At 28.7% G+C, this 24969-nt stretch carries 46 protein-coding genes; 5 read left to right on the top strand and 41 right to left on the bottom strand.

Translation table 11 applies throughout. The features are described 5' to 3' along the window. Positions 1-37: 37 nt before the first annotated feature. From J2Z25_RS11800 to J2Z25_RS11610, 40 genes are all read right to left on the bottom strand, one after another. Entirely contained in the window at positions 38-592 is a 555-nt protein-coding gene (locus J2Z25_RS11800) for a hypothetical protein (protein ID WP_209740725.1), read from the bottom strand. A 64-nt stretch (positions 593-656) separates the two neighbouring features. After that, complete coding sequence (locus J2Z25_RS11795; protein ID WP_209740724.1) at positions 657-872, bottom strand: hypothetical protein; 216 nt, start codon at positions 870-872, stop codon at positions 657-659. A gap of 77 nt (positions 873-949) precedes the next feature. Further along, positions 950-1297, bottom strand: coding sequence for a hypothetical protein (locus tag J2Z25_RS11790; RefSeq protein ID WP_209740723.1), 348 nt, complete (start codon positions 1295-1297; stop codon positions 950-952). A 54-nt stretch (positions 1298-1351) separates the two neighbouring features. Beyond that, a complete protein-coding gene (locus J2Z25_RS11785) occupies positions 1352-1960 on the bottom strand; it encodes a DUF6338 family protein (protein WP_209740722.1) in 609 nt (202 codons plus the stop codon). Between the two features lie 4 nt (positions 1961-1964). Further along, entirely contained in the window at positions 1965-2114 is a 150-nt protein-coding gene (locus tag J2Z25_RS11780) for a hypothetical protein (RefSeq protein ID WP_209740721.1), read from the bottom strand. 398 nt (positions 2115-2512) lie between these two features. Further along, positions 2513-3049, bottom strand: coding sequence for an RNA polymerase sigma factor sigma-70 region 4 domain-containing protein (locus J2Z25_RS11775; RefSeq protein ID WP_209740720.1), 537 nt, complete (start codon positions 3047-3049; stop codon positions 2513-2515). Next, positions 3042-3209: a hypothetical protein gene (locus tag J2Z25_RS11770; protein ID WP_209740718.1), complete on the bottom strand. Its 168-nt coding sequence runs from the start codon at positions 3207-3209 to the stop codon at positions 3042-3044. The genes J2Z25_RS11775 and J2Z25_RS11770 overlap by 8 nt, the downstream gene beginning before the upstream one ends. Before the next feature lie 3 nt (positions 3210-3212). Beyond that, complete coding sequence (locus J2Z25_RS11765) at positions 3213-3488, bottom strand: hypothetical protein (protein WP_209740716.1); 276 nt, start codon at positions 3486-3488, stop codon at positions 3213-3215. A 68-nt stretch (positions 3489-3556) separates the two neighbouring features. Beyond that, a complete protein-coding gene (locus J2Z25_RS11760; RefSeq protein WP_209740714.1) occupies positions 3557-3871 on the bottom strand; it encodes a hypothetical protein in 315 nt (104 codons plus the stop codon). 55 nt (positions 3872-3926) lie between these two features. Next, the gene (locus tag J2Z25_RS11755) at positions 3927-4106 is read right to left on the bottom strand and encodes a hypothetical protein (protein ID WP_209740711.1); all 180 of its coding nucleotides are present in this window, start codon (positions 4104-4106) and stop codon (positions 3927-3929) included. A gap of 124 nt (positions 4107-4230) precedes the next feature. Continuing rightward, the gene (locus tag J2Z25_RS18605; protein ID WP_245173302.1) at positions 4231-4659 is read right to left on the bottom strand and encodes a nucleoside triphosphate pyrophosphohydrolase family protein; all 429 of its coding nucleotides are present in this window, start codon (positions 4657-4659) and stop codon (positions 4231-4233) included. Positions 4660-4663: 4 nt separating this feature from the next. Next, positions 4664-5467, bottom strand: a complete 804-nt coding sequence (locus J2Z25_RS11745; RefSeq protein WP_209740709.1) for a hypothetical protein — start codon at positions 5465-5467, stop codon at positions 4664-4666. Between the two features lie 8 nt (positions 5468-5475). Further along, positions 5476-5649 (bottom strand): hypothetical protein, encoded by a 174-nt coding sequence (locus J2Z25_RS11740; protein WP_209740707.1) that lies wholly within the window; start codon positions 5647-5649, stop codon positions 5476-5478. Beyond that, positions 5649-6053, bottom strand: a complete 405-nt coding sequence (locus J2Z25_RS11735) for a single-stranded DNA-binding protein (RefSeq protein WP_209740801.1) — start codon at positions 6051-6053, stop codon at positions 5649-5651. The genes J2Z25_RS11740 and J2Z25_RS11735 overlap by 1 nt, the downstream gene beginning before the upstream one ends. Then, positions 6041-6346 carry a hypothetical protein gene (locus tag J2Z25_RS11730; RefSeq protein WP_209740705.1) on the bottom strand — a complete coding sequence of 102 codons (306 nt, stop codon included), beginning with the start codon at positions 6344-6346 and terminating at the stop codon, positions 6041-6043. Before J2Z25_RS11730 ends, J2Z25_RS11735 begins: the two co-directional genes overlap by 13 nt. After that, a complete protein-coding gene (locus J2Z25_RS11725; protein WP_209740703.1) occupies positions 6333-6980 on the bottom strand; it encodes a hypothetical protein in 648 nt (215 codons plus the stop codon). Before J2Z25_RS11725 ends, J2Z25_RS11730 begins: the two co-directional genes overlap by 14 nt. Before the next feature lie 15 nt (positions 6981-6995). Further along, on the bottom strand, positions 6996-8024 hold the full coding sequence (locus tag J2Z25_RS11720; RefSeq protein WP_209740701.1) for a nucleoid-associated protein: 1029 nt from the start codon (positions 8022-8024) through the stop codon (positions 6996-6998). Between the two features lie 19 nt (positions 8025-8043). Next, positions 8044-8301, bottom strand: coding sequence for a hypothetical protein (locus J2Z25_RS11715; protein ID WP_209740699.1), 258 nt, complete (start codon positions 8299-8301; stop codon positions 8044-8046). Between the two features lies 1 nt (position 8302). Next, positions 8303-8557 carry a hypothetical protein gene (locus J2Z25_RS11710; RefSeq protein ID WP_209740697.1) on the bottom strand — a complete coding sequence of 85 codons (255 nt, stop codon included), beginning with the start codon at positions 8555-8557 and terminating at the stop codon, positions 8303-8305. Next, complete coding sequence (locus J2Z25_RS11705) at positions 8554-8826, bottom strand: hypothetical protein (protein WP_209740695.1); 273 nt, start codon at positions 8824-8826, stop codon at positions 8554-8556. The genes J2Z25_RS11710 and J2Z25_RS11705 overlap by 4 nt, the downstream gene beginning before the upstream one ends. A gap of 71 nt (positions 8827-8897) precedes the next feature. Then, positions 8898-9251, bottom strand: a complete 354-nt coding sequence (locus J2Z25_RS11700; protein ID WP_209740693.1) for a hypothetical protein — start codon at positions 9249-9251, stop codon at positions 8898-8900. Next, on the bottom strand, positions 9238-9741 hold the full coding sequence (locus tag J2Z25_RS11695) for a Holliday junction resolvase RecU (protein WP_209740691.1): 504 nt from the start codon (positions 9739-9741) through the stop codon (positions 9238-9240). The genes J2Z25_RS11700 and J2Z25_RS11695 overlap by 14 nt, the downstream gene beginning before the upstream one ends. Continuing rightward, complete coding sequence (locus J2Z25_RS11690; RefSeq protein ID WP_209740689.1) at positions 9734-10120, bottom strand: hypothetical protein; 387 nt, start codon at positions 10118-10120, stop codon at positions 9734-9736. The genes J2Z25_RS11695 and J2Z25_RS11690 overlap by 8 nt, the downstream gene beginning before the upstream one ends. Beyond that, positions 10120-10872: a phage antirepressor gene (locus tag J2Z25_RS11685; RefSeq protein WP_209740687.1), complete on the bottom strand. Its 753-nt coding sequence runs from the start codon at positions 10870-10872 to the stop codon at positions 10120-10122. Before J2Z25_RS11685 ends, J2Z25_RS11690 begins: the two co-directional genes overlap by 1 nt. Continuing rightward, positions 10865-11059: a hypothetical protein gene (locus J2Z25_RS11680; protein WP_209740685.1), complete on the bottom strand. Its 195-nt coding sequence runs from the start codon at positions 11057-11059 to the stop codon at positions 10865-10867. Before J2Z25_RS11680 ends, J2Z25_RS11685 begins: the two co-directional genes overlap by 8 nt. After that, positions 11056-11658, bottom strand: coding sequence for an HNH endonuclease signature motif containing protein (locus tag J2Z25_RS11675; protein ID WP_209740683.1), 603 nt, complete (start codon positions 11656-11658; stop codon positions 11056-11058). Before J2Z25_RS11675 ends, J2Z25_RS11680 begins: the two co-directional genes overlap by 4 nt. A gap of 2 nt (positions 11659-11660) precedes the next feature. Next, positions 11661-11894 (bottom strand): hypothetical protein, encoded by a 234-nt coding sequence (locus tag J2Z25_RS11670; protein ID WP_209740681.1) that lies wholly within the window; start codon positions 11892-11894, stop codon positions 11661-11663. 97 nt (positions 11895-11991) lie between these two features. After that, complete coding sequence (locus J2Z25_RS11665) at positions 11992-12378, bottom strand: hypothetical protein (RefSeq protein ID WP_209740679.1); 387 nt, start codon at positions 12376-12378, stop codon at positions 11992-11994. Next, entirely contained in the window at positions 12362-12697 is a 336-nt protein-coding gene (locus J2Z25_RS11660) for a MazG nucleotide pyrophosphohydrolase domain-containing protein (RefSeq protein WP_342451347.1), read from the bottom strand. The genes J2Z25_RS11665 and J2Z25_RS11660 overlap by 17 nt, the downstream gene beginning before the upstream one ends. Continuing rightward, a complete protein-coding gene (locus J2Z25_RS11655) occupies positions 12669-12998 on the bottom strand; it encodes a Spo0E family sporulation regulatory protein-aspartic acid phosphatase (protein WP_209740677.1) in 330 nt (109 codons plus the stop codon). The genes J2Z25_RS11660 and J2Z25_RS11655 overlap by 29 nt, the downstream gene beginning before the upstream one ends. 11 nt (positions 12999-13009) lie before the next feature. Further along, the gene (locus J2Z25_RS11650) at positions 13010-13756 is read right to left on the bottom strand and encodes an ATP-binding protein (protein ID WP_209740675.1); all 747 of its coding nucleotides are present in this window, start codon (positions 13754-13756) and stop codon (positions 13010-13012) included. After that, entirely contained in the window at positions 13716-14645 is a 930-nt protein-coding gene (locus tag J2Z25_RS11645; RefSeq protein WP_245173300.1) for a DnaD domain protein, read from the bottom strand. The genes J2Z25_RS11650 and J2Z25_RS11645 overlap by 41 nt, the downstream gene beginning before the upstream one ends. 14 nt (positions 14646-14659) lie before the next feature. Continuing rightward, positions 14660-15547 (bottom strand): recombinase RecT, encoded by an 888-nt coding sequence (locus tag J2Z25_RS11640; protein ID WP_209740673.1) that lies wholly within the window; start codon positions 15545-15547, stop codon positions 14660-14662. 12 nt (positions 15548-15559) lie between these two features. Next, entirely contained in the window at positions 15560-15754 is a 195-nt protein-coding gene (locus J2Z25_RS11635; protein ID WP_209740671.1) for a hypothetical protein, read from the bottom strand. A gap of 134 nt (positions 15755-15888) precedes the next feature. Further along, positions 15889-16938 carry a YqaJ viral recombinase family nuclease gene (locus tag J2Z25_RS11630; protein WP_209740669.1) on the bottom strand — a complete coding sequence of 350 codons (1050 nt, stop codon included), beginning with the start codon at positions 16936-16938 and terminating at the stop codon, positions 15889-15891. Between the two features lie 9 nt (positions 16939-16947). Beyond that, the gene (locus tag J2Z25_RS11625) at positions 16948-18588 is read right to left on the bottom strand and encodes a hypothetical protein (RefSeq protein ID WP_209740666.1); all 1641 of its coding nucleotides are present in this window, start codon (positions 18586-18588) and stop codon (positions 16948-16950) included. Positions 18589-18602: 14 nt separating this feature from the next. Then, positions 18603-18737, bottom strand: coding sequence for a hypothetical protein (locus J2Z25_RS18805; RefSeq protein WP_280916397.1), 135 nt, complete (start codon positions 18735-18737; stop codon positions 18603-18605). Between the two features lie 86 nt (positions 18738-18823). Beyond that, on the bottom strand, positions 18824-18967 hold the full coding sequence (locus tag J2Z25_RS11620; protein WP_209740664.1) for a hypothetical protein: 144 nt from the start codon (positions 18965-18967) through the stop codon (positions 18824-18826). Between the two features lie 40 nt (positions 18968-19007). Next, positions 19008-19145, bottom strand: coding sequence for a hypothetical protein (locus J2Z25_RS11615; RefSeq protein ID WP_209740662.1), 138 nt, complete (start codon positions 19143-19145; stop codon positions 19008-19010). A gap of 60 nt (positions 19146-19205) precedes the next feature. Beyond that, positions 19206-19439, bottom strand: coding sequence for a helix-turn-helix domain-containing protein (locus J2Z25_RS11610; protein ID WP_209740660.1), 234 nt, complete (start codon positions 19437-19439; stop codon positions 19206-19208). A gap of 162 nt (positions 19440-19601) precedes the next feature. Between J2Z25_RS11610 and J2Z25_RS11605 the strand changes: the two genes are divergently transcribed. From J2Z25_RS11605 to J2Z25_RS11595, 3 genes are all read left to right on the top strand, one after another. Further along, positions 19602-20084 (top strand): helix-turn-helix domain-containing protein, encoded by a 483-nt coding sequence (locus J2Z25_RS11605; RefSeq protein ID WP_209740657.1) that lies wholly within the window; start codon positions 19602-19604, stop codon positions 20082-20084. 56 nt (positions 20085-20140) lie between these two features. Further along, a complete protein-coding gene (locus J2Z25_RS11600; RefSeq protein ID WP_245173291.1) occupies positions 20141-20569 on the top strand; it encodes an ImmA/IrrE family metallo-endopeptidase in 429 nt (142 codons plus the stop codon). A 163-nt stretch (positions 20570-20732) separates the two neighbouring features. Continuing rightward, positions 20733-22343, top strand: coding sequence for a recombinase family protein (locus tag J2Z25_RS11595; protein WP_209740653.1), 1611 nt, complete (start codon positions 20733-20735; stop codon positions 22341-22343). Positions 22344-22545: 202 nt separating this feature from the next. On the opposite strand, the gene J2Z25_RS11590 is transcribed toward J2Z25_RS11595, so the two are convergent. After that, complete coding sequence (locus J2Z25_RS11590; RefSeq protein WP_375546341.1) at positions 22546-23592, bottom strand: D-alanyl-D-alanine carboxypeptidase family protein; 1047 nt, start codon at positions 23590-23592, stop codon at positions 22546-22548. A gap of 250 nt (positions 23593-23842) precedes the next feature. On the opposite strand from J2Z25_RS11590, the gene J2Z25_RS11585 reads away from it, so the two are divergent. Together J2Z25_RS11585 and ytfJ are read left to right on the top strand one after the other, a co-directional pair. After that, the gene (locus J2Z25_RS11585) at positions 23843-24442 is read left to right on the top strand and encodes a DUF2953 domain-containing protein (protein ID WP_209740649.1); all 600 of its coding nucleotides are present in this window, start codon (positions 23843-23845) and stop codon (positions 24440-24442) included. Between the two features lie 11 nt (positions 24443-24453). Next, the gene (gene ytfJ / locus J2Z25_RS11580; RefSeq protein WP_008679092.1) at positions 24454-24936 is read left to right on the top strand and encodes a GerW family sporulation protein; all 483 of its coding nucleotides are present in this window, start codon (positions 24454-24456) and stop codon (positions 24934-24936) included. The last annotated feature ends 33 nt before the right edge of the window (positions 24937-24969 follow it).

The following is a 24969-nucleotide window of genomic DNA, read 5'->3' as shown; positions in this document are numbered from 1 at the left end:
AAGAACTCCTATACCTATAAGAATTCTTTATATATATTTAATATTCAACTTTTCTCTCTAACTCTTCAACCCTATATTTAATGTTATTAATCTTATCATCATTCTCATCACAACTTTCTTCTACTTCTCTTAATTTCCATTGCAAATCATATATATCATTATCTAAACTATAAATATTATCTTTATTATTTTTCTCTTTTTCTGTTAAATCACTAATTTCATTAACTAAACATTCTACTTTATTAGTTAACTCTTCAACTTTATCAGAGAGTACTAGAAACTTAAATTCTTCTTCACTTATAGAATTTAATTCCTTATCTACTAATACAGTTCTTACTTCTTCATCACACTCTACACATTTAGCTGACCAACTTTCATTTCCTGATTCATCTATACTAATTTTAGCTTTAAAAACTTCACCATTACATTCTGTACAAACAGAAGGTATAGTTCTATAGTCTCCACATGAAGCATTTGCTAATTCTTCACCACAAGCTATACATACAAGTCTAACTCTACTGTATTCAGGATAAATCTTAATTTTTACTTCGCCACACTTTTGACATGCAGCTGTAATTGTTCTAGTTTTCAAAATAACAACCCCTTAAATATTGTATATGTTATATATATATTTACTTGGGATTAATTTTATTATTTTATTTTTGATGTAATGCACCATTTACTCTCTTATAGCTCCTAGCACTCATACATTCTTTTAAGCTATCTGTTTCCTTCATCTTTTCGATTTTCTTTTTACTACAGTAAGGGCATGCTATAAATCCACCCTTAATCTTTGTATTAAGTAAGTCTTCAGTTAGTAATACAAATTCTCTTTTACACGTTTTACATTTATAGCTTGTATATTCTTTCATACCCTCACCTCACTTTTATATAAAATAAAAAACACTCATATAATTTAATGAGTGTTTTTAACTAAATTTCATCTTATTTACTTACATGCAACTTTTGTTTCTTTTCCACATTCTGAACATTTATATACTTCATATCTATTTCCATTAATTACTTCAAATTTGTAAAAATTAAATACTCCATCTTCACAATTATTACATACATCATCTTCTATATCTGAATGATATATATTACCATCCGAAACATAAGCAAACTTTATATAATCTCTTATATTCTTTATATCAACCTTATAATTATTCATTTCTTTCATATAAAAATCCATGGCACAATACCTAGAGCAAAATAATTCTAATATAGCCCTACTACATTGTAAATTCATTTTATCTGTTAATTCTATTGAACAATTGTGGCATTTCATTTTTTCCATTAGCTGATTTCCTCCTATTTGCTTTTGTTTATGTAAAATGATAATTTAAAATTGTTAATCCTTTAGTATTTCAATATTAACCAAGTCTTTACAATTAATTAATACCATTTTTCTATCGTCATCATATTCCTCTATTATATCTTTTGTATCTATAGTGTATGATGTATATGAAGTTAATAAAATTTCTCTATTATTCTCTTCTGGATCAATAGTATAATTTTCTAACTTACCTTCATAAAGTATATTATGTTCATACAAGTATACTCTTACCCAAGCTCCCTTAGGTGCTTTCATAGCTTTATTCCAAACGTTACTTTGTGAATTCATATTGCAGTTCAATATTTTGTTAATATATTTTTCTAGTGAACTATCATAATATAGTACCCATAAACATCCTATTAATAATGATATTAAAATTAGAATTAAATTTTTATTCATTTCACTTATAACTAATTGTTTATTTATTAATTTACTAATCCCAAATAATAGAATTTCTGTAATGGATGTTATTATAAAACTTACTACTATACTTATTATAATCATATGAGTATCTTTAGAATCTTTTTCGCTTTTAAAATGTTTCTTTATACTTAAAGCCATATATCCTGGTATAAAATATAAAAATAATTTAGGTATAATATCTACAATATCATTTATCTTCATTTAATTACTTCCCCGGTTTTGTGAATCCTGGCTTAACACTTGTAGGTTTAGGATTTTCTCCTATTCCATCCCTCTTTTCAAAAATATTATTTCCTCCAGATGGTCTATGTAATTCACCCTTTTCAAATATTTTACTCCCTCTTTTCTCCGTCATAATTCTCACCTCCTAGCTATTAAATTCTACATATAATTATAAATCCCTTCAAAAAAGCACCTGTTAAATAGTTATTTTTTCAACTACAACAAGCGCTTTTCTATAAAAGGGTACTGAGAATTTATGAGAGAGATTTTAGTGTATCCTGGATCACCAATGGTTACAACACTCAGCACCTATCCATTAAGTTAATTCCATAATCTCGAAGGTAATTAACTTAACCCTTTTGGAGATAGTAGGCATCGAACCTACTCTAGATTAACTAGTACCAAGTCTTTTATCCCCACGTTACACCTAGCTTTTATACTAGGTGCTATAATTATAGGAGGTCAATCCACAATGAAAAACCCTGTCCAAGCTTTCCACAATATTATTAAACCATACTTCCTATATATAAATTATTCTAGTTTTATTCCAAAATTATTCCACCTATTCCACTCATTTATGCTTTGTATAGCTTGTCTTATCTTTTTGTTAACTTGGCTCTGACTTAAATGTACTTCATTAGCTATTTTGTATTCATTATATTTCTTACCATACTTCATTTCTAGAATTATTTTATGTTCTGGACTTAATTGGAATATTACATCTTCTATTTCACTTATATCTCTTTCTATAGTATCTAGTAATTCCTCTTGCTTTTCCCTCTCAAGTTTCTTTTCAGTTACTCTTCTTATCTTCATTTCTGTAACTCTCATTATTTCTCTTTCTGCATAGCTTATTCCACTTCCAGATGTTTGTACTCTTTCTTCAAAAGATGATGACATACTTTCTTCTGGATCTATATTAAAGTTACAATCTCTTAAGTCCTTTTCTATCTTATTTATTTGTTCATCTAATATTTTAATAGTCTTTTGTATGGATTTTATCTTCTTCTCTTTTTGATAATATCTTTTAACTTTTTCTTCTGTTTCTTTAAACTCCTTTTTATCCATTCAACCCCTCCTTAAACTCTCCATTTACTGCTATTATTTCTCTTCCATCTATATTTAATATCAATACTCCATCTATACATTTGAGCTTGTCTTGGTCTATTCTAGTGTTAATACATATATATCCTGCATTATTCCATCTACAAGATACTTTATTACACATATGTTATTCCTCCTTAGCTTCTTTTATTAAATCTAACCTTCTTAATATCTCATTTCTTTCAAAAGCTAGATTATCAGCTCTCACATTCATGATTGCCCTCTGTTTTCTTGTGATGCTAAATACATCTATGTTAATAACTTTATCTCTATGCTGCTCAATCTTCTTTTCTACCTTATCCAAAGCTTTCTTTAGTTTATCTTCTGCTATTCCTAATATAACTCTTTTATCTAATTCTAATTGTCTATCCTCGCTCATTCTTGCTGGATTCCAAAAGCTCAATTCCCATCCCTCCTTAGAGTGGACCATATAAGATCCACTCGTAATATGTCTTATTTCTGAATCATTAATTATCTATAAATATTATTCATCTGCTCTTTTTGATGATTAGTATGTTCTTTATGGAAATGAATTGCTTTCCCTTTTTCTTTCAATGAATTTACTATAGAAACATATGCATAAGCATAAGCCATACTATCACAGGCATATATAAATCCATTTCTATTGCTATTTCCACACTCTGGACATATAGTTTCATTGGCTGTAGTTGTTTCAGCAAACCAAATAAGTCCACATTCATCACAACAAAATTCTCTTTTATATTTAGGTAATTCTATATCAGTATTTAGCCATTTATCTAGTTTTTTATTTGCATTTTCTTTCATATATTCTTTCTCCTTTGCAGCCAAATCAAAATACGTTTTATAATTGAATGACGTATTACTTGGAACACTCTTCACTTATTATCTTTTCATAAGAATCCAATGCTCTTAATCCTATTTTAACAAGTCTTAATTCACTCTCACTTAGAGATAATGCCACTTCATCACTCTTACTTGCTTTTTGAAATTCTTCTGCTTTTGATACCTTATTTAATAAACTCTCTCTAAACTTATTCATTTCTTCACTCCTTTTACTTCGTAATATTATCAAATTACTCTTCTTTATCATTTCTAGTAGCTCCATATATCAATGCACAATAAAATAGTAATGCTATTAACCATATAACCACTATTTTCATATGCTACCCTCTCAATCTTTTATCCAATCTATCTATTTTCTTATCTATCCATTCTTCAATCTTTTTCTTATCATACATAAGTTCTAATTGCATTAACATAATATATACATCTGCAATTTCTTCTTCTACATTATGATCTCTCCCCCTTAAATCTTTAGACAAAGCTTGTTGTAGTTCTGCAAGTTCTTCCATCGCAACTATCTTCTGCATATCTTCTCCAAATGTGTCTATTGCTCTTGCTTTTATTTCTTCTCTGATTTCTCTATCTCTTTCACTTTTAATATCTCTATAAAGCCTTTCTATAGATGGCACTTTAAGAGTTGTTGTTTCTCTTAAATGCGTTACTATTTCATCTATGTTCTTTTTCCCTATATTTTCTTTTATATATTCTCTAACAACTGATGAAGAGTATCTATTTCCAACCTTATTCATAGCCTTATATCCTTTCAAATACCTTTTTAAATTCATTACAGAAGCTTTCTAACTCCTCTATATTTCTGAAAGCTAGTTTATATCCTTCACTTTCAAGTGCTACTCCTAGTCCTGTTTTTGCTTCATACACACCGTTCTTTCCTTTTAACTTAACTTCTTTTATGACAACCTCTTCTAATACTTCTAGTCCATCTGATTCTTTTGCTTCTGCCTTTTTGACAACATCGGTAATACGATTTTCTATTGATATTTCCTTCTCTAATTGTCTTGCTACTTCTGCTGCTATCTTCTTAGCATCTTCTTTTTCTATAGCTTTCTTAATATTCCTGTTATCTTCTAAAATATAGGCTGCTGCATTTTCTATCTCTAATTCTTCTAATATTTTCCCATAAGCATTATTTACTGCTGTTTTGCTTAGTTTAGGAAATTTAAACATAGTCCCTTCTACAACTTCTTTTCTTCCTTTACCACTTTTCATTAACCCTTCGATAAATTCCTTTACTTCTGCTTGTAACTTAGCCATATCAATATTCCCCTTTTCTAATATTTTTATTGATTCTGCATCTTCTCTCATAAACTCTTCTAGTTCACCTTGCATTTCTCTTATCTCTTTAAAAGTCCATCCTCTACTTACTAAAATAGCTGACATACTTCTATCTATAATCTTCATTACCTGCTCTGTCTTAGTTTTTGTTACCTTCTCTATAATTTCATTTATCTTTATTACTTCTCTTTCAGGCAACTTTTTAATTAAATTCATATCCTTATCTATTTCTCTATCTCTTTTTCTTCTTTCTTGCCTATTCATACGCCCTCCTATAGTCTTTCACACCACTCTTTTAACGGACCATAAAAAGTACCATCTAGTTCTATAATGTAATTGTTCTCATGTTCAAATAAGAAGTTCCATACAGAACCTAAAGTAAATTTACTATTAAGTTCTGTACACTCTTCTTTGAATCTAATAAAACTAAATCTAAGTTGCTCCATCAGAATGGCATGTCCCCATCATCTACTGGTGTCATTTCATCCTCAAAATTCATTCCACCAAAGTTATTTTGAGGTGTATTCCCTTGATTATTGTTATTACCTTGTCCTATAAACTCAAACGAATCTACTACTATATCAGTTGTATATCTCTTAGTTCCATCTTTAGCATCATAACTTCCAGTTCTGATGCTTCCAGTAACAGCTAGTTGTCTGCCCTTTGTAAGATATTGTGCTATTGTTTCTCCTGTCTTTCCAAAAGCTATACAATTTATAAAATCTGTTTCATCTTTCTTAAAAGGTCTTGTTACTGCTAAAGTAAATCTTGTTACTGCTGCTCCAGTCCCTGCTGCAAAATTAAGCTCTGGATCCTTTGTAAGTCTACCTAATAAAATTACCTTATTGATAAGTCATTCCCCCTTCTTATTCTCAATGAAGCTTTTTGTTGTATTCTCTTTGCATTATTTGTCCATTTTTTAAAGTCCTTATTTTTCCTAACTATAAATATCTCTTTTTTTAACTCTTCTTTACTTCTTCCACAAGCTATTATATGATTAGTTCCTCTTTGCACCATTACATATTTGAAATGTGGGAAACATAATCTTAGGTATGTTCTAAAATCACAATCTCTATAATTAACATCTTTTTTAGTTTTTCTTCTCATATAAGGCTTTAAATACGCACTTCTATATTTCCTCATTATTTTCATTCCCTCTCTCTATTCTTTCAAACTCTATTACCCATACCCACGGATTAGCTTTATAACTATAAGTTTCTATATCTTCGTTTTTTATTGTGCTATCCCATAATTTCCTAAATTCATCTTCTGCTAATGGTGGAAATTCTTCCTTAATTCCTTCTCTTTGTATATCTTTCTCTGTTATAACTAGTAGTCTTTCTGCTTTTACCTTAGTTACTCTTAAGTATGTTCGAGCATATTTTTTAGGCATATGGATTGAAGGCTTCCATTGTATTGACTCATAGTCAATATCCTCTATTCTTTCATCAGCCCTATATAAAACTACTCCTCTATCCTTAATCGTTTCATCTTCATCTAATATATCTCCAATAAACCATGTTTCTCTTACATAAAGAATATCTCCTGGTTTATATGGCGGTCTAACATGCTTATCTATAATTGCATTATCTATATCCTCAAAACTCCCCTTCCCAAATGCTGCTTTACCTTCATCGCCTTTTGGTACTGAACAGGATACAAAACCTATAAAATCCATATCTTTAACATCTTTTATAATTCTTCTAGTAACTGTCTTTCGTCCTTCAATTATTGCCTTAACCATTTCAGTATTAAATAATATTGGCTTCTCACTCATTCTTGATCTCCTTTTTTATTTTTCTATATAATTCACGACATTCTTAATTGTCATATTAATACTTCCGTCACCATTCTTGGTTATCTCAAACCTTGAAATATCCTCATATGCTTCTTTACTAATAGTTATGTCTATCTCTCTGTCTATTTTTAACTTTATTTTATTTATCTTCTTTTCCGCATAAACCTTATCTATTTTTATTTCTTCATCAACATGTCCAGACATAAACATTTTAAAGTTATCAGCAAATCCATCTTCCTTAATTATTTCTTCTGCAAACTCATTAATGTTTATAGTTTCATTTTCTTCTAACTGTTTTCTAATTTCTCTTCTCATGCTCTCTGCTTCTACTGCATCATCTGGATAAGTTTGTCTTATCCATCTTTCACTTAGATTTATAAAATTTCTAGTTTCATCTCTTTCATTTGTTATTTGAATACATCCTAAGAAGTTATTTATCCAATAGTTTGATCCATATTCTTCATCATCAGATTTCTTTTTATCTAATACCAATAAATCAAAATCTGTATTTTCTCTTGTAGGTTTTATAAACGCTGCCTTCTCTATTCTTTGACTACTTGCTGGTAAACCTGTTGCTTGAGTTACTAAATCAACACCTACTTTATTTTCAATAAAGTCTATTTGATGTATAAAACTCTTTTTATAATCTAATTTAAGTATTCCTATCATTGGTCCTTGATCTGTTATTAAAGAAACTATTATCAAATCACATGAAGGGATATTTATATTTGCCTTCATTCTTATAAATAATTGTCTTGCTAGCTCTTGTGATAGTCCTATTAAATTGCTATCTACCCCATTTAAATAATCTTGAACTACTTCCTTTACTATATTTCTTTCTTCATTAAATTTTGCATATTTTAAATCTTCACTCTTTAGGCTTTTTTCTATATGCTTATAAAGATATTTATAGACATCCTCATTAATCTCTAACATATATTCATTTAATATAGGTTCTCCACTATTTGAATCTAAAACATGAATTACAGCTTCTTGAATATTTATATCATTTATATATTCCATTATCCTGACTTTCTCCTTACTAAATTAAATTTTTCAAACAATGCTTTAGAGCTTCATTTTCTCTTTCAAGTGCATCATTTTTATTTTCTATTTCATTAATCCACTTTCTAACTTCCAAATTTTCATTCGAATACTTTTTATTTAGTTCTCTTAACCTTTGTGTTTCTTCTAACAACTCTTTTAAGGAAATAACTTTTGTGTATATACCACATTGTAAGTAGACATTGTTACTTGTAATACCCATGGCTGATAATTTTTCATGATCACATTTAGGCATATTAGTTTTTCCTCCTTATTATTTTTACTTTTCCATAACACTCTTCACAATTGCTATCACATCTTAATGGGCATTGTTCATAATCAATACACTCACCACACATTTTTTCATAGCAACTATCAAGTTTATTAAACTTACACTTTTCTACGCTTGTAATTAATATTTTTTCTTTCGATGCTGCTTTACAGAGTTTTAATCCTATAAAAATTGAAATCACTATACATACTAAAATTGTAATCAGATCTATCATATTCATCTTTCTACACCTACCCTCAACACATTACCTTTAAGATCTCTTATCTCTTGTGTCAGCATATTTACTTTAGCCTCTTTAGTAATTCCATTTACTTTATACCTACAACTTGTCCAATTAGATTCTTCTATGCCCTTATTGTTTATTTCAAGTGCCTTGGCTGCATATTCTTCAAACTTTTTAGTATCTCCATTTAATAACCTAACTATACTTTTCATGCAGTATTCAACACATTCTTTAGTAACACCTTGATTAATTAGAGTATTATTCATTTTTAATTACCTCCTTGCAAAAGTGCCCTAACATTTATTTTTTATTCCTATAGAATGAATATTCTGTGAATTTAAGTGTTTAGGTAATTTGCTCTATCATAAGCTAAAAGACTTCTTAAAATTTCACTATTCATTCTTTCATTTTTAAGTTTTTCTTTGCAAACATCATAGTTTATCCTTTCTACATCTCTTTTGTATCTTAAATCAGCTATTTCAGGAGTTCCTTTAGCTATGTCTAAAGCCATGTTTGAAGGATAGTTATTCCCCCTACTTTTTAAAGATATTTCTTTAACTGCTAGAGCTTTTCTATATTCCTTTTCCGCTATTGCTAAGTTAATTCCAAGTTCTTTAAGATGATCCGTTATATTATCTAAATTCATCTTACTTTTTTCTAACAACTCAACTTTTTCACTAGGCAATGACATATTTATCACCTCTCCAATTGAATAGGACCTCTAAATCATACTTATATCTAACTTTCTTTTTAATCATTGACACTTCTATTCCATTTTCTATGCACCAATCCATTGGAATTGATTTTCGCTCTCTACTTTCTATAAATTTCTTTATCTTTATAGCTTGTACTGCATAACACTTTTCTTTATCTCTAAAACATATAATGAAATATGCTTCTATATTTTTATGATTTATTACACTTAATCCCTCAATTTGATTAGATTTAATATTGTTTAGTGGTAAACTAGATCCTTTTGTGTTCTTTAACTCTAGTAAGAATAATTTGTTATTAGTCATAACTTGGCAGTCACATATATTCTTAGCCTGAAATCTTACTTGTTTATTTTCTATATCCCTGTTATATGCTGCTGTTCCATCTTTAAATCTATAGTACCAATGCTCCTTTGAAACAGAGTTCTTAAATTCTTCTTCAAATATCTTACCTATATTTTTAGCCATATAATTTACCTCCCATAGCTGCTCTTATGACATCCTTTTTGTTATATCCCACTATATTATCCTTAACTGAAATTCTTGAAGGTTTTATTAATCTATAAGAATCCTTTTTAGGCACTAGTAATATTTTCCCAATTTCCTCTTCAGTGAATATTTCTTTAGAACTAAACATTCCATTTAGTCTATCTTGAAGCTCTTTCTTATACTTAATATCTATTCTCCTATCCATATGTGGAGATTCTTTCCCAAGATGATGATCATAACAAAGATTAAGTTTATTGTGAGGGCAATTTATCATTGCTGGTTGCTGCTTTCTAAAAACTATATGATGTTCTTCTGCGAATGGACTTCCACAAACAATACAATACTTATCTTCCTTCATTACATTGCTTCCTCTTCTAAAAGTCTTTTTATAATATAAACTTGTCCTTTTCCTGTAACTCTTGTAGTAAACTTTGTTTCTACTCCATTACTTCTTTGAATTACAAATTCCGATTTCTCAAATAATCCTTGCTCTAACGCTCTTTGCATTGGCTTAGTTGAATTCTTTTGTATTAATCCCCATTCCCTCAATTTATTCCAAAGTCTTTTTTCACCAATTTTCAAGTCATTCTTAGTTGCCAAGTGTGCAACATCCCTAACTAATATTGAATTTGAGCTTGATGATATTTGGTTTAAAAATCTGTTCTTGTTTTCAATTTCTCTATCTTTAGCCTTTATCAATTCATCTTTTTTCTTCAAAGTATTTTGAGCTATCAATAAAGCCTTTGCTAATATGTCCTGCTCGCTTTCTTCTTCATCTATTGGTATATATCCACCTGTTTTCCTTATCTGCGGTAGTACCTCTGATGTTATCCATCTTTTAAATTTTTTAGCTCCCTCTAACTTACTACTAAGTATTAAAGAGTAAAGTCCACTTTCATTTATAATTTTCATGTTTCTATTTTGGCTACCGTCGTAAATTGCTACGTCAGCTTTATCTTCATCATCTACATGACTTTTTAATGCATCTCTTGTATTTGAATATCCTAAAACTTCAGCTATATCCTTTCCTATAAACCAATTTTCACTTTCTTTTGTAATTACCCTTACTTGTCCAAATTCAATATTCTTAAATATTTGTATATCATTCAATTGTTCTTCCCTCCTTAAATAACCAAGGAATATAACTAGATGCTATTTCTCCAGTTTCTAAAGACTTAAAGCAAATGTATTTCTCTCCCTCTGGCATATATACATATAGTCCGTTTTCCCTAGCTTGTTTTATTAAATCAGTAATTTTCTTTTTATAGTAAATAGGATCATCTTTTCTTAATTTCATCTATTCACCTCGTTTATTTTCTTTTCTAATTTAACTAAATTTAAAGCTGTCTTAGTTATTTCTGCGCTGCCTTTTTTTATATACTTGTATTTATTAAGTAGTGCTAATTCTGCTCTAGTTACTAATAACAAATTGTCTAAATCAAAATTTTGAGTATTACCATCTGCAAATACTATTACATGATTTTTAGGGATCTTTCTCTCGTGTGCTTTTTCCCAAACTATTATTGATTTTAATCTCCACTTATTTGGATCAGCTATTTTTACCATTACATATCCATCTTTAGTGAATCTCTCACTACCAACCGATCTGTAATTTATAGGTTTATTCCCCTTCTTAAACCAAGTCTTTTCACAACCTTTTGCACAAATTCCTTTCTGCCCTTTGTTGTGGGGAGTTCTCCCTTTCTTAAAACACCCTGTAAGTCCAGTATTTAGTTTATATCTCTTTATTGCTGCTGATATTTGTCGTGTGGTAAAGTTCATTTTAAACTTTTCACTCATTAATTTTTGAATTTCTTTGTGATGCCTACCTGGTGCTATCTCTTTTAGATAAGCTTTTTCTTCATCTGTCCACACTTGGCCTTTTGCTCTATCCATTTCTAACCCTCTAACATTTTAGGAGCTTGCACTTTGCTTCTTCCTAAAGTTTCAGCTTTAAACTCTTCTGCTCTTAAAACTAAGTTAGCATTAGATATAATTTGTGAAGCTATTTCCTTAACTGCTTTAGCTCTTTCTATCTCTTCTTGCAACTTCTCACCTTGTAACTCTTCTTCTGATAGCCTCTCTAGTTGCATAAATAAATGATTGTTTAAATCCCCTAAAGTATTTTTCATTTTACTTCTCCCCTTTATTATTTGATTATCATATGATAATAGAAACATATAATCGTAACTATTTATTCCCATTCTCCTTATTCTAATGAACGATTTATTATTTAATATTAAATTTCCTACATGCTGAGTAAAAATTATATTTTTCACCAGTTAATATTTTATATAAATATTCATTAGTTGCTGATACTTCAGGAAGTAATCCTTCTTTTTTATCCTTAGATGTGTCCCAGGCTGTACAATTTCTAGCTATAGTTTCCATAATATCTCGTATAGTAATTTTATTTAATATTAACTTGCTTACTAAGCCAGCATAAGGTTCATCTTTATTAACAACTAAATAATTATTTAATTTCTTACAGTCAAGTTCTCTTGAATCTTCAATAATTTCTAAACAACCATATAAAGCAATTTTCCCTTTATCATTAAGATACTTATCTATATCCTCTTTCTTTATTACAATAAACTTTTCATTTAAATCTACCATTATATATATCCTCCCTATTATAAAAAACATTAATTATATTCTTATGCTTCCAACCTCTAGTCACTAGTTTTTTGTTATGTCTATTACTTAACTGTAATAAACTAAACCCCTTTTTTGTTAAGATTACTAATATCCTTATGCATACCTGGATTAAATCAAAAACTTCTTCTGCTATGTGAACATCATCATCTTCTTTTATTGCTTCCTGAAGCTCTTTATATTCTTTCCTAAGTTTCTTGCTAACTTCTTCATAAGAATCCTTTCTGTTATTTTCATGAGTTTCTATATTCTCATCTAATACCATTAATCTTAATTTCACCAACTATACCTTCTCTTTCTGCTATTGTCATAATTAACTTTATTGAATCCTCAGCTGATTTTCCTTTTTCATATTCTATTTTAGCTTGTATTGTTAATTCATTAATTCTATTTTGTAAATTCTTTATCTCACAATCTTTAGCCTTAATTACTTGCCTTAGATATATGTTTTCAGTTACTGGATTCTTGAGCATTTCTTTAAGAATTTCTTTATCCAACTCTTCACTTGCTGCTAAAGTATCTTTATGATTTATCCCCTTAATTTCTATACTCTCATATAATTTTACTTTACTAACTCCCATCCCTTATTCTCCTATTCAGCCTTCATAATATTTCTTAATCTATAATTGTACCCTTGCCCTTTTATTAAAGTTATGTTTTTACCACAGGACTCCACAATTCTACCAGCTAAGGCTTCATCCAATTCTAAAAGCATATCTATATCACACTCTGTTGAAAATATAGTTGGAATTTTATTTAGATATCTATGATTTAATATAGGGTATATATGCTTCATATCAGCTTCTGTCAGTTCTCCAGTTAATTTACCACTCTTAACTTTATCTTTAAACAAATCATCTATAATAAGCACTTGTGCTTGTTTGTATCTGTTAATTAGTCTGTTATAATACTCATCATCCATTGTATTAGCCTTAAGTTCCCTCATAACCTCTAGGTATGGCATATAAACCACTTTATAATTTTGGTTTAATAATGCTGCTCCTATAGCTATAGATACATGACTTTTGCCTGATCCACTTTGTCCAAGCACTCCAAAACTATTTTCTCTTTCTGAATAAATTTCTTTAAATTGGTTAATATAATTACTAGCCTTAGTTTTAAGGTTGGTGGTTAAGGAATCAAATGGTTTAAATTCATTTAGTTTCTTAACCTCTTCTGCTTTAATACCGTAATTTTCCCAAAGCCTTTTTATATAATCCATTTCATAGCAACTACACCTTACGCATCCCGTGTCCTTTAATATCCATGTAGTATCTTTACATCTATTACATTTATAACTAGTACTCTGTCTCAATGTCTTTTCCGTCCCATTCTTCATCTGATCCTGTGAATTGGCTATAATCATATTTGATTTCGCCTGGCTTATCACTCTTTCCAGAACTTCCTCCAATGACATTAGTATCATTCCTTCCTTTGCTCTGCCAATTTTGTAATATACCCAAAACATATTTATAATTATTAATCTTCGCTCTGTTCATTGCTTCTTTAGCTGCATCCATTAACCACTCTTTACTATAGACTTCTATATCTGCAGCTATTTGTTCCATTAACATTGAACTAATAATAAATCCACACTTTTCAAAGTGTTTAAATACTTCTAAATTACCTTTAACAATATAACTACTATTACTATTACTAGTAGTAGTTGTTGTTTGGATATTGGATTTTGGATATTGGTTTATGGTTATTGGTTTATGGTTATTGGTTTTGTCGGCTTCACGTTCACTTATCGTTGACGTATCGTGGTACGTATCGTTATTAATATTGGACAAGTATTCTTCGATAAATAACTTTATAGAAACATTTTTAACATTCATTAGCATGTCTTTTACTAAATTTATATCCTTGACATTAGACAAGTCTTTTTTTATACAATCAAGCATTGGTTTTCCTCCTCTGTTTAAATTGTATTTCCCATAATGAATGATACATATTTCTTTAGTTTCATTGTTATATTTAATGAGTTTATGAAAATTTATAAATCTTTCCATCAAACTATTTACAGATTCTATGCTATATCCTAAATCAAATGCCATCTGTTTCTTTACTATCCTATAGACTCCTATCATGTTTGTGTTAGGATTAGTAAGTAAATATAGATAAAAATACTTATCTTCTGGAGTCATTTCCTCCATAACTTTAGGATCCTGCCAAAACTCTGTATATACTAATCTAAACGGCATATTATCCCTCCTTTTAAGGGGCATAAAGCCCCAAATAATTAATTATCAAATGGTGTACCTTCAAACATACTACTTTGATTTGTTTCATTTACAATATAGTTAGGTTCTACAATTTCTTCGGAAGTAACTGGTGCAGCATCTACATCAACATAATTAAAATTGCTTACTTTTTCTTCTTTAGCTTCTGATTTATAATCCAAATCTAATGCTTTAGCCATTTCTACTGATTTAGGAGCAAACTTAAGAACATCAATTAGCACTGTTTTTTTAGCCATACTATCAAAATTTTTAAACCAAACTGAATTTTTATTTACTGAACCTTTATAAGTATAATTTTTTGAAAATTCTCTTGCATGTTGATCTACTCTCTCCCTTGACCATACTACAAAGTCAAATCCACCATTTTTTAATTTATATACTGCATAATAATGAGTTATTTCTTCACTTGGAACATCCGCAGGTTTATGAATCAAACTTTTATTTAATCCATATTCATAAGAAAACTCATCACCTTTTCTTACTTCATGCGCATATATAGCTTCATATTCACCAGTGTTAAATGCCATCTTTAATATGCCTTTATAACCCACTTGAAAGTTTATTTCTACTATCCCTTTTGAGGTATTCTTATAAGGTATAACATAAGCTTCTCCAAGAACTGTATTAGGTTCTAATCCACATTGCGCACTTTGCATTAGTGCGCTTAAAAAACTTGTTGTATCAGCCTCCCAAAATACAGGGTTTCCATTGAATAGACTTAATGCAATTCTGCTGAATCTTTCAGGTGTCATTGCCTTTCCAACTGCTTTCTTTATTTCAGGTAACATTTTCTCTAATGCACTTGCCATTTTCTTTTGTGGTGTAATTTGTGTTGAAGGAGTATTGACTCCTTTATTAGTTACTAAACCACCGTTAACATTTGCCATTTTTCATTCCTCCTAAAAAGGTAAATTTTTATTTTCTAAATTTGAATATGGTGGTACTCCAACATTGTTGATTGCTATAGGAAAGTTCTTGTACCATTCAATAGCCTTACTTTCAAATACTTCATTGTGTTCATCATCATTAAAAACCTCAAATTCCTTATAACACACCTTTAAGCTTTTAATATTCTTAAAGTGTTCATATGACATTTTTGCTTCTTGAGGTGATTACCAATAATAATTAACTGTCTTCCAATTAATTATTTCATTATCTTCATTTAATAGAACATTTGCATAAATTTTATGTGGGTATATATCACTCCAATGTTTCATAAATTTTCCCCTTATTTACATTTACTTACCCTCATACTTACATATTCTGTTGTACCTTTTTTTACTGCATCATAAGTTGTAGGATACTTTTCCTTTAACAACTTATTATCTAATGAATCCTTACTTACCATATATCTACTTAGCTTATAAGAACCATCTGTAGCCTTTTTACTATTACCCATTTCTAAGAATATTTCTTGTTTAAGCCTTTCTTTTTCTTTCTCAAGTTCTTTTATTTTTTCAGATACATCATTATACTGAGTTAACTTATTATCATTTATGTTAATTTCATCATCATCAATTAGTGTTTGATTTTCTAATATCTCTTCTGTTTCCTTCTTAATTCCTGTTGGAGCTGGTGGAATCTTAGTTAATATGTGACTTTCCCAAAACTCATTACCTATAGCTCTAAGTGCAGCAATATCTTCTTCACTCCTAGGTACTACTTTCCAATTTATTTCTTTACCTAGCATATAAATTATTAAAAAGTAATTTAATCCTGTAACTCCCATATACCATTGACATTGACAATAATATGAATCAGGAATCTCTTCTCCTACCCACATTTTCTTTAAAAATTCCGAACCAGTTTTAATTTCTAATCCAAACTTCTCACCTTCAGGAATATATTTGATTTCTCCTGTATCTCTGTTTTCCCAATAGACATAATCTTTTTCTAAAATACCTATTCCATCAATGTTTGCACTAAAATATTCAAATTCCTTATCTATCATCATATATGGATATTCATATGCCTTAAGTTCAATATTAGTTTCCTTTTTAAAGTCCTCCTGGATCCATTCTCTAATCAATGGCTCCATACGATTACCAAACTGTGTATGAATATTCCCTTTGAACTTTTCAACTAAACCAAGCTTTTCATTAAATACTGTTAATGCACTTCCATAATTACTAAATCCAGCTATAGCTCCTATTTCTGAGCCACCTATTGAATTACATCTTATAGATAACCATTTATCTCTTTCTTCACTATCTTCTCTTGTGTCAAAAATTACTTTTGCACTTTTAAATAAGTTTCTATCTTCTATCATTCCAATCATAAAATTCACCTATCCTATCTTTTCAATTTCTACCTGATTACTTTCAGTATTCACAACTTCAGTAACAAAGTATTGATATTCGTCAATAGTCATTTCTGCTAATAGCTTAGCTTGTGAAACTTTATCTAATGATTCAAACTTATCTACACATATAAGCTTAAGCTCACCACATTGAACCTTAGCAATTTTCATACTTAATGCAATCTTTTCACCATCTGATAACCCATCTAATAAAGTACCATTAATTCTTACCCTGCCATCTACATCAACTGAAATCCCTTCAATTGGCATTTTAGCAGTCTTTAAAAGCTCTCCTGGTAAATTTCTAGCCTTCTCTATCTTAGTAGTAAGTTCATTTGAATAAACTTGTTTTGATGCCAATATTCCGTCCCTAGTTTCAATAATTCTATCCCAATCTCTTAGATAACTTACCATTTCAGCAACCTTATCAGCTTCATCTTGAAGCGGTTTTATATCTATTTGTTTATTTTCTTTTAAGTATTCTGAAGCTTTTCCTATTCTAATTTCTTCTTTTTCTATTTCAGATTTAACCTTTTCATCTACTGCTATTTTTTCAGCTTCTTCTTTTTCATCCAAGCTTCTTAATTCTTGTTCTTTAGCTGTAATTTTATTTTGGTTAATATAAATAATTTGCCTTTGTTCTTCAACCGAATCAAATACTTCTCTCTTCTTTTTATCCTTTAAGATAGAATATTTTTGAAGCAACTGCTGATATTCTTCATCAAGTTTATTATCTAGCTTGTTTAGTTCTAGTTCTAAAATATTATTAGAATTTTCTATGAAGTTATTAGCCTTTGAGATCTTACCTTGTGCAAGAGTTATAATGTCCTTTATATCTTCACATTCTTCCTTGTATTTTAAAGTAACCTTTGATTTTTGATTTTCTCCATTTGCCTTAATACTTTCAATTTTTGTATCAAAGTTCTCTTGTAATGATCTTGCCATATCAATTAATCTGTTAACTTCTTGCGCCTGAGATACTTTTGCATAATATTCTTGTATTTTTACACTTCTCCAGTCTTCTCCGTCATATTCTACTGGTAATTCTTCATATAAAGTCCTTATTCTAGATTCTAGCTCCTTAATCTCTCTATTGACTTCTTCCCTTGTTTTGTAGTATTTTTGTTCTATACTCTTAAGAATGAGTAGAATATGTTGTGAGTAGTCGATATCATCCACTAGGTCACCAAACCAATTCATGATATCCTGCTCACTCCATTCAATTTCTAACATGCTTAGCAATGATTTTGTTTGTTCCTTAACACTAAGATTTACCCAATCCAAAGGCCTAAATATATCTCCATTTATAAGACTTCTAAGAAATTTCTCTGTACTTGGAACTCCTTCATCAGCTTTTCTAACTTTTAAATAGTCACCTTTTTCTGACCTTATTCTTCTATCAACTTCAAGACCATCATCAAGTTCAACAAATAATGTTGCTTCTTCTTCACCATGTTTTATTATTTCTGTCCTTCTATTTTTATTAGTGAATGTTTTTTCTATAGCTTCAACTACAGATGTTTTACCACTTCCCATAGGGCCTTTAAAAATATTTATCTTTCCTGGTTCTAGCTCTAATTCATCTACACCTAAAAAATTAGAAACTTTTAAAAATGATATTTTTGACATATACTTTCCTCCTTCTATAACTTTGAAATTTTAATAAACAATTTTGTTATTATTGATTCATCTTTAGTAGCTGTTCTAACAATGATAAATATTCCTAAAACTCCAAGTATTCCAGAACCCCAGATACAAGTAATTTTAATTAGAAACATTACTGATAAATATAAATAATAGCTTAACATTTTTACTCCTTTACTTTTTTTAAATATGTTAACCTTTTGTATATAAGAAAGAATTTTTATTCTTTCCTTAACTCTTCTAATATAAGTTCAGCACCTTTTCTTGAATATTGAGCTATTAAAGCTATAACTAACCTTTTATTAAAATCATCAATTAGCCTGTCAGTAATTTTACCTTCTACCTCAACTTTAATCTCTCTCACTTCTACACCTTCTCAAAATCCTTTTTAATATCTTATTCTTTTAATGAATATTTGCTACAGATTTCAAATTAAAATGATATTTACATCTGCTACATCTGATATCAAAAACTATACTTCCACTTAATTCAAATCTAAAAATTAGTTTATTGCATTTTGGACATCTTACTTCTTTAAGCATTACTATGCCTCCCTTTATTTCCTTATCCCCCCTTGTATTATTAATATATAGTTGAATAAACTAACTATATTGACTTGAACTAAATTCAAGTTTTTCATCAAAAAAAATTTCTACTACTTTATCTGGAGTTAAATTTAGAATGTTTTTTATTGCTTTTATTTCTGATGCTTTAAATTCAATGATTCCATTTTCTTTTTTAGAGTAAGAAGTTGCATCAATTTCAAGGTTTTGACTAATCATTTTTTGTGTCAAACCTTTCTTAACTCTTTCAGCTTTTAGTAAATTAGTTTTCAAAATTACACCTCCTAACTTGAATTCTATTCAAATCTTATATTTATATAATATTGAATTGTATTCAAGTTGTCAATAGTTTTTTGAAAAAAATTTGATATTTATTCAAGTTTTATTTCTTTTGATTCAAGTTGTTATATAATTATTTTGAATGGAGGTGTTTTTATGAGTATATTTAGCGATAGATTGAAAGAATTAAGAAAAGATAGACGACTAACTCAAAAGCAATTAGCTAGTAAGCTTTTTATAGATGATACATCTATATCAAAATATGAGAATGATAAGGCAATGCCTGAAAACGAGTTGCTTCAAAAAATTGCAGATTTTTTTGAAGTATCAGTTGACTATTTGCTTGGACGAGATACATTTAATAACTTAAGAACTCCATCTCAAAAAAATCTATTTGCTGGTCCTGGTAAATTAGTAAATTTACAATCAGATTTGAATAAAAAAGAAAAAATAATAATTGAAAAAGAAGCCCAGCAAATGATAGATAACTTAGACAATGCTGATGTTGTTGAGTTTTGTGGTACTCCTGCTGATGAAGAAGATAAAGAATTTTTAAAAATGGCATATGAAAGATTTCTATCTGATGTTAGAGTATATAACAAAATGAAATATACACCTAAAAAATATAAAAAGAATTAACAATTTTTAAATGTAAAGAAAGGGTTAATAGGCATTCAAAACGGGGGATGCGGATTATGGATTTAAAAGAAATAGTAAGCAATTTAAAAACAAAGTTTCAAACTAATGATCCAATTGAGATATGTGAGAGATTAGGTATATGGATATATATATTACCACTTGGCAATGTAACCGGTCATTATACTTATATGAAAAGGAAAAAAGTATTTTTTATAAATGAAAATTTAGATGAAATATCACAGCATTTTTGCATTGCTCATGAACTGGGCCATGCAATTTTGCATACTAAATCAAATGTTTACTTCAATAGTTCAAAAACATTTTTTGTACAAGCTAAATTAGAAAACGAAGCAGATAAGTTTGCCGCTGAACTATTGATAGATGATAACTTTATATTAAACTATGAAAATATGTCAATTGAAACAATTTCTAAATCAACTGGCATAGAAAAGAAATATATTCAATTAAAATTTAATAAATACTAATGATATTTATGCCTATCTTAGAGAGCCAGTGAGCACCAACCCTAAAATGTATAATATACTTACGTAAAAAGAGTTTTCAACTACCCGTAACTTTAAATTTATAGCCTAAACTAAAAGTTTAGGCTATATTAGTTCAAATTAATTATTTGCTTGAGGTGATTGTATGATAGCTGCAATATATAGTAGAAAGTCTATTGCTACTGGTAAAGGTGAATCTATTGAAAATCAAATTGATTCATGTAAAGATTATATAAAAAGATTTTATCCATCTGTTACTGAATTTAAAATTTATGAAGATGAAGGTTTTTCTGGTAGCAATACTAATAGGCCTAGATTTCAACAGCTTCTTAAAGATGCAAAAAATAAAGAATTCAACATTTTAATTTGTTATAGATTAGATCGTATTTCTAGATCTGTTGCTGATTTTGCAACTACTTATAGTTTATTAGAAGAAAATTCTATAAGTTTTATATCCATAAATGAGCAATTCGATACTGCTACTCCTATGGGTAGGGCCATGATGAATATTTCAGCAACTTTTGCTCAACTAGAAAGAGAAACTATCGCAGAACGTGTAAGAGATAACATGATTTATCTGGCCAGAACAGGTCGTTGGCTAGGAGGTCAAGAACCATATGGCTATAAGGCAGAAAAAACTGTATATCTTGACCAAAACTTCGAAGAAAAAACATTAATGAAGCTAAGCCCTATAGAAGAAGAATTAAAAATAATTAAATTAATATATGAGAAATATATTGAATTTAATTCTATTACTCAGGTTAGCAATTTTTTAGTTGATTGTGGAGTTAAAGGGAAAAATGGTGGCGATTGGAGTACAATTCAAGTTTCAAGAATACTCTACAACCCACTTTATGTTAAATCGGATATAAATACACATAATCATCTTAGAGAACAAGGAATAAATGTGTATGGAGATCCAAATGGTTCAGGCTATTTAACTTATAATAAAACAAAGAAAAAAAGAACTAGCAGAGATATTTCAGAATGGATTTCTGCAGTATCGAAACATGATGGAATAATTGATTCTAAAACATGGTTGATGGTCCAAACTCTTCTAAATAACAATAAAAACAAAAAAGTAAAAAGACTTGGGACAAGTGATAACTCTTCACTTTTAACAGGAATACTTAAGTGTAGTTTTTGTAATTCTAATATGATTATAAAACAAGGTAAAATGTCCGTTAAAGAAGGAAAAAGAATTGATTACTATGTTTGTAGTAAAAAGGATTCTACTAAGGGCAAAGCTTGTAATAATAAAAATATTAGAATTGACAGATTAGACAAAATTGTTATTGATCAACTTAAAAATTATAATAAAAACTCTTTAATCTCAGCTTTAGAAAGTGCACTTTCTACAACTGATGACTCTGATGATAATACTAAACTTCAAACACTAACTACTTTAATTGAAGAAAATGAAAAAAAGATTAATAATTTAGTTAAACAATTATCTTTAAGTACAAATGAAACAGTATCAGAAATTATAATGAAGGAAATAAATAATATTAGCAAAGAGAATTCTATTATTAAAGATAAATTAAGTACCAACACAAATAAAATTGAAAAAACTAGAATGGAAATTAATAATATAAATATAGCTCTAGATATGCTCAAAAGATTTGATACTACTTTTGATGTAATTACTGATATTAAACAAAAAAGATTAATGCTTAATACAATAATCAATAAAGTCCTATGGGATGGCTTAGAATATAAAGCAAAAATAGTTATACTTGATGATAAAAAAAAATAACTTCTTTAGAGGGAGATTCTAGAAAAAATCTGTTGTTAAGTAGCAGTAGGACAAAACTCCGTTCCAGCATCTATACAATCAACAGCTTCTTTCATTATTTGAATCTCCCCACTAGATTTCTTACATATTAATAGATTATTTTCTATTTTTCATTTTGTTACACTATATTTTTATATAACAAAAAAAGTAGAAGACAACTCTTCTACTTTTTAAAGATTATATTCTCAAATTCTTCTTTACTCATATTTATATTACTTATTAGTGGAAATTTACTTTTTTCTTGTTTTTCATCTTTTACTGAAATCTTTCCTAGTATATCTCCAGTTTCTACATCAGAACTTCTATTAAATACCTCTACTTCCACTATATCCTTTTCTTTATATCCATAAGTTATATCTTCTTCTTGTATTATATTTCCTAATCCCGCAAGATTTTCTCTTTGTAATATATCTTTATTAGATATTTCAGCAAAAGTATTTGTGCTTATGACATAATTAAAGATTTTTTCTGTTACATTCCATCTATCTACACAATTTAAAACAACAATAATGATATTTCTACCATTGTGATTAACAGATGAAACTAGGCATTTTCCTGCCCCTCCAGTATATCCAGTCTTTACCCCATTTGCACCAGGTATTCTATACAATATTTTATTTATATTTTGATAATCTCTTGTGAAATTATATTTATCTTTATATATAACTTTTTCTCCTACAATTTCTCTAAAAACATCATATTCCATTCCTTTAGCTGTTAAAATTGCTAAATCATATGCTGAAGAATAATGTTTTGCACTATCAAGTCCATGTGGTGATTCAAAATGTGAATCTATAATCCCTAAACTTCTTGCAAAATCATTCATTATATTAGAGAAATTTTCTACTGATCCGCCTATATCTTCCGCTATAGCAATAGCAGCATCATTACCAGACCTAAACATTAATCCAAATAATAATTCCCTCATTGTTATTTTTTCACCAGCTTTATATCCTACAGTTGAACCCCTAATAGATGAAGCATTTTTACTGATGGTTACTATTCTATCTAAATCTCCATAATTTATTGCTATAAGGGATGTCAAAATCTTAGTAGTACTGGCCATTGGGACAATTTCATATCCTTTTTGATTCCATAGTACTTGCCTACTTTCTGCATCTATAGCTATGGCATTTCTAGCAGATACCTTTAACGGAAGTTTGCTATCAACTTTATTTCCATCAATATCAATATAATCTTCCTCAAGCATTTCTACTGTCTCATCATCCATATCTACATCATCGTCAATAAATGCTTTTACTGAATAAATATTCCATTGTAATGTCAATAATACTAATAAAATAGTAAAAATAACTTTTTTTAAAACTTTCATAAAATCACCCTCTACATTAACCATCTATGAGTAGTTTGTTCTAAAAGTTATTTTTTAAACATTTTTTTGCTATTTTTTTATTTTTCATTATGGTAATTATTAGAATAGTTTAGAAAGGAGTGTGAAAATGGCTTTAATATTAACACTTTTAATTATTATGTTACTACTTATTTTTCCTATTCCAATGAAAACTAAAATTAGTTTTAACGAAGGTATATTTAAATTAAAAATATTTAACTTAAATATTTTTTCATCAAATAATGGTATTGAAAATAAATTATTAAAAAAACTTATTAATAAAACTAATATAGATTTTAAAAAAGAAACTACAATAAAATATAAAAATAAAAAAGCCATTAAGCCTTCTCCCCTTAAGCGCAAAAAAATTATAAAAAAAATATCTATACGAAAGTTATATTCTAATATTTCTTGTAATAAATTTAAACCTCTTATAAAAATAGATGGTCATTTAACTTTTGGTATTGATGATGCTGCATATTGCGCAATTCTTTATGGCTTGTTATGTAATACTCCTACTTTACTTAGATTAATATTAGAAAAAGCTTTTAAAGTTAAAGATATAAAGCTTAATATTATCCCTAAATTCAATACTAATACTATATATTTTGGTATAACTAGTATATTTTACTTTAATGTTGCTAATATTATATATATATTATATTTAATGTATAAATCTTTTGAAATTGAGGAGGTGACTCCCGAATAGGGAGGTATATTATGTCAAATGAACATCCTGTTGAAAATTTAATGAAAAGTACTATGGAAAATCTAAAAGATATGATAGATGTTAATACTGTTATAGGTGAAGCTGTAGAAACACGTGATGGTAGTTACATTATACCAATATCAAAAGTAACATTCGGTTTTGCATCTGGTGGAAGTGAATTTGGAAACCAATGTAAGCCATCCCCTGATAAAGATGCTAAACATCCTTTTGGTGGTGGTTCTGGAGCTGGTGTCACAGTTAAACCTGTTGCATTTTTAGTTCTTAGAGATGATGCTGTAAGACTTCTTCCTGTTGATCAAAATAATACATATGATAGAATTGTAGATTCTGTTCCTCAAATTATTGATATGATTAAAGGCTGCTTTAATCATGACAAGAAGAAGGCACAAGATAAAAATCTTGATGTTGAAAATAATCCATGTGATTCTAACCCATGTGATGATAGTGACTCATCATCTAATAATTTATTCTAGAGTTTTTTTAAGTAGATGCTTGAAAATCAGAAC

The sequence above is a fragment of the Clostridium tertium genome, assembly GCF_017873245.1.
In the GTDB taxonomy this organism is placed as follows: domain Bacteria; phylum Bacillota; class Clostridia; order Clostridiales; family Clostridiaceae; genus Clostridium; species Clostridium tertium.
The sequence above is the reverse complement of the archived record's forward strand: the minus strand, read 5'-3'. Positions and strand labels throughout refer to the sequence as shown.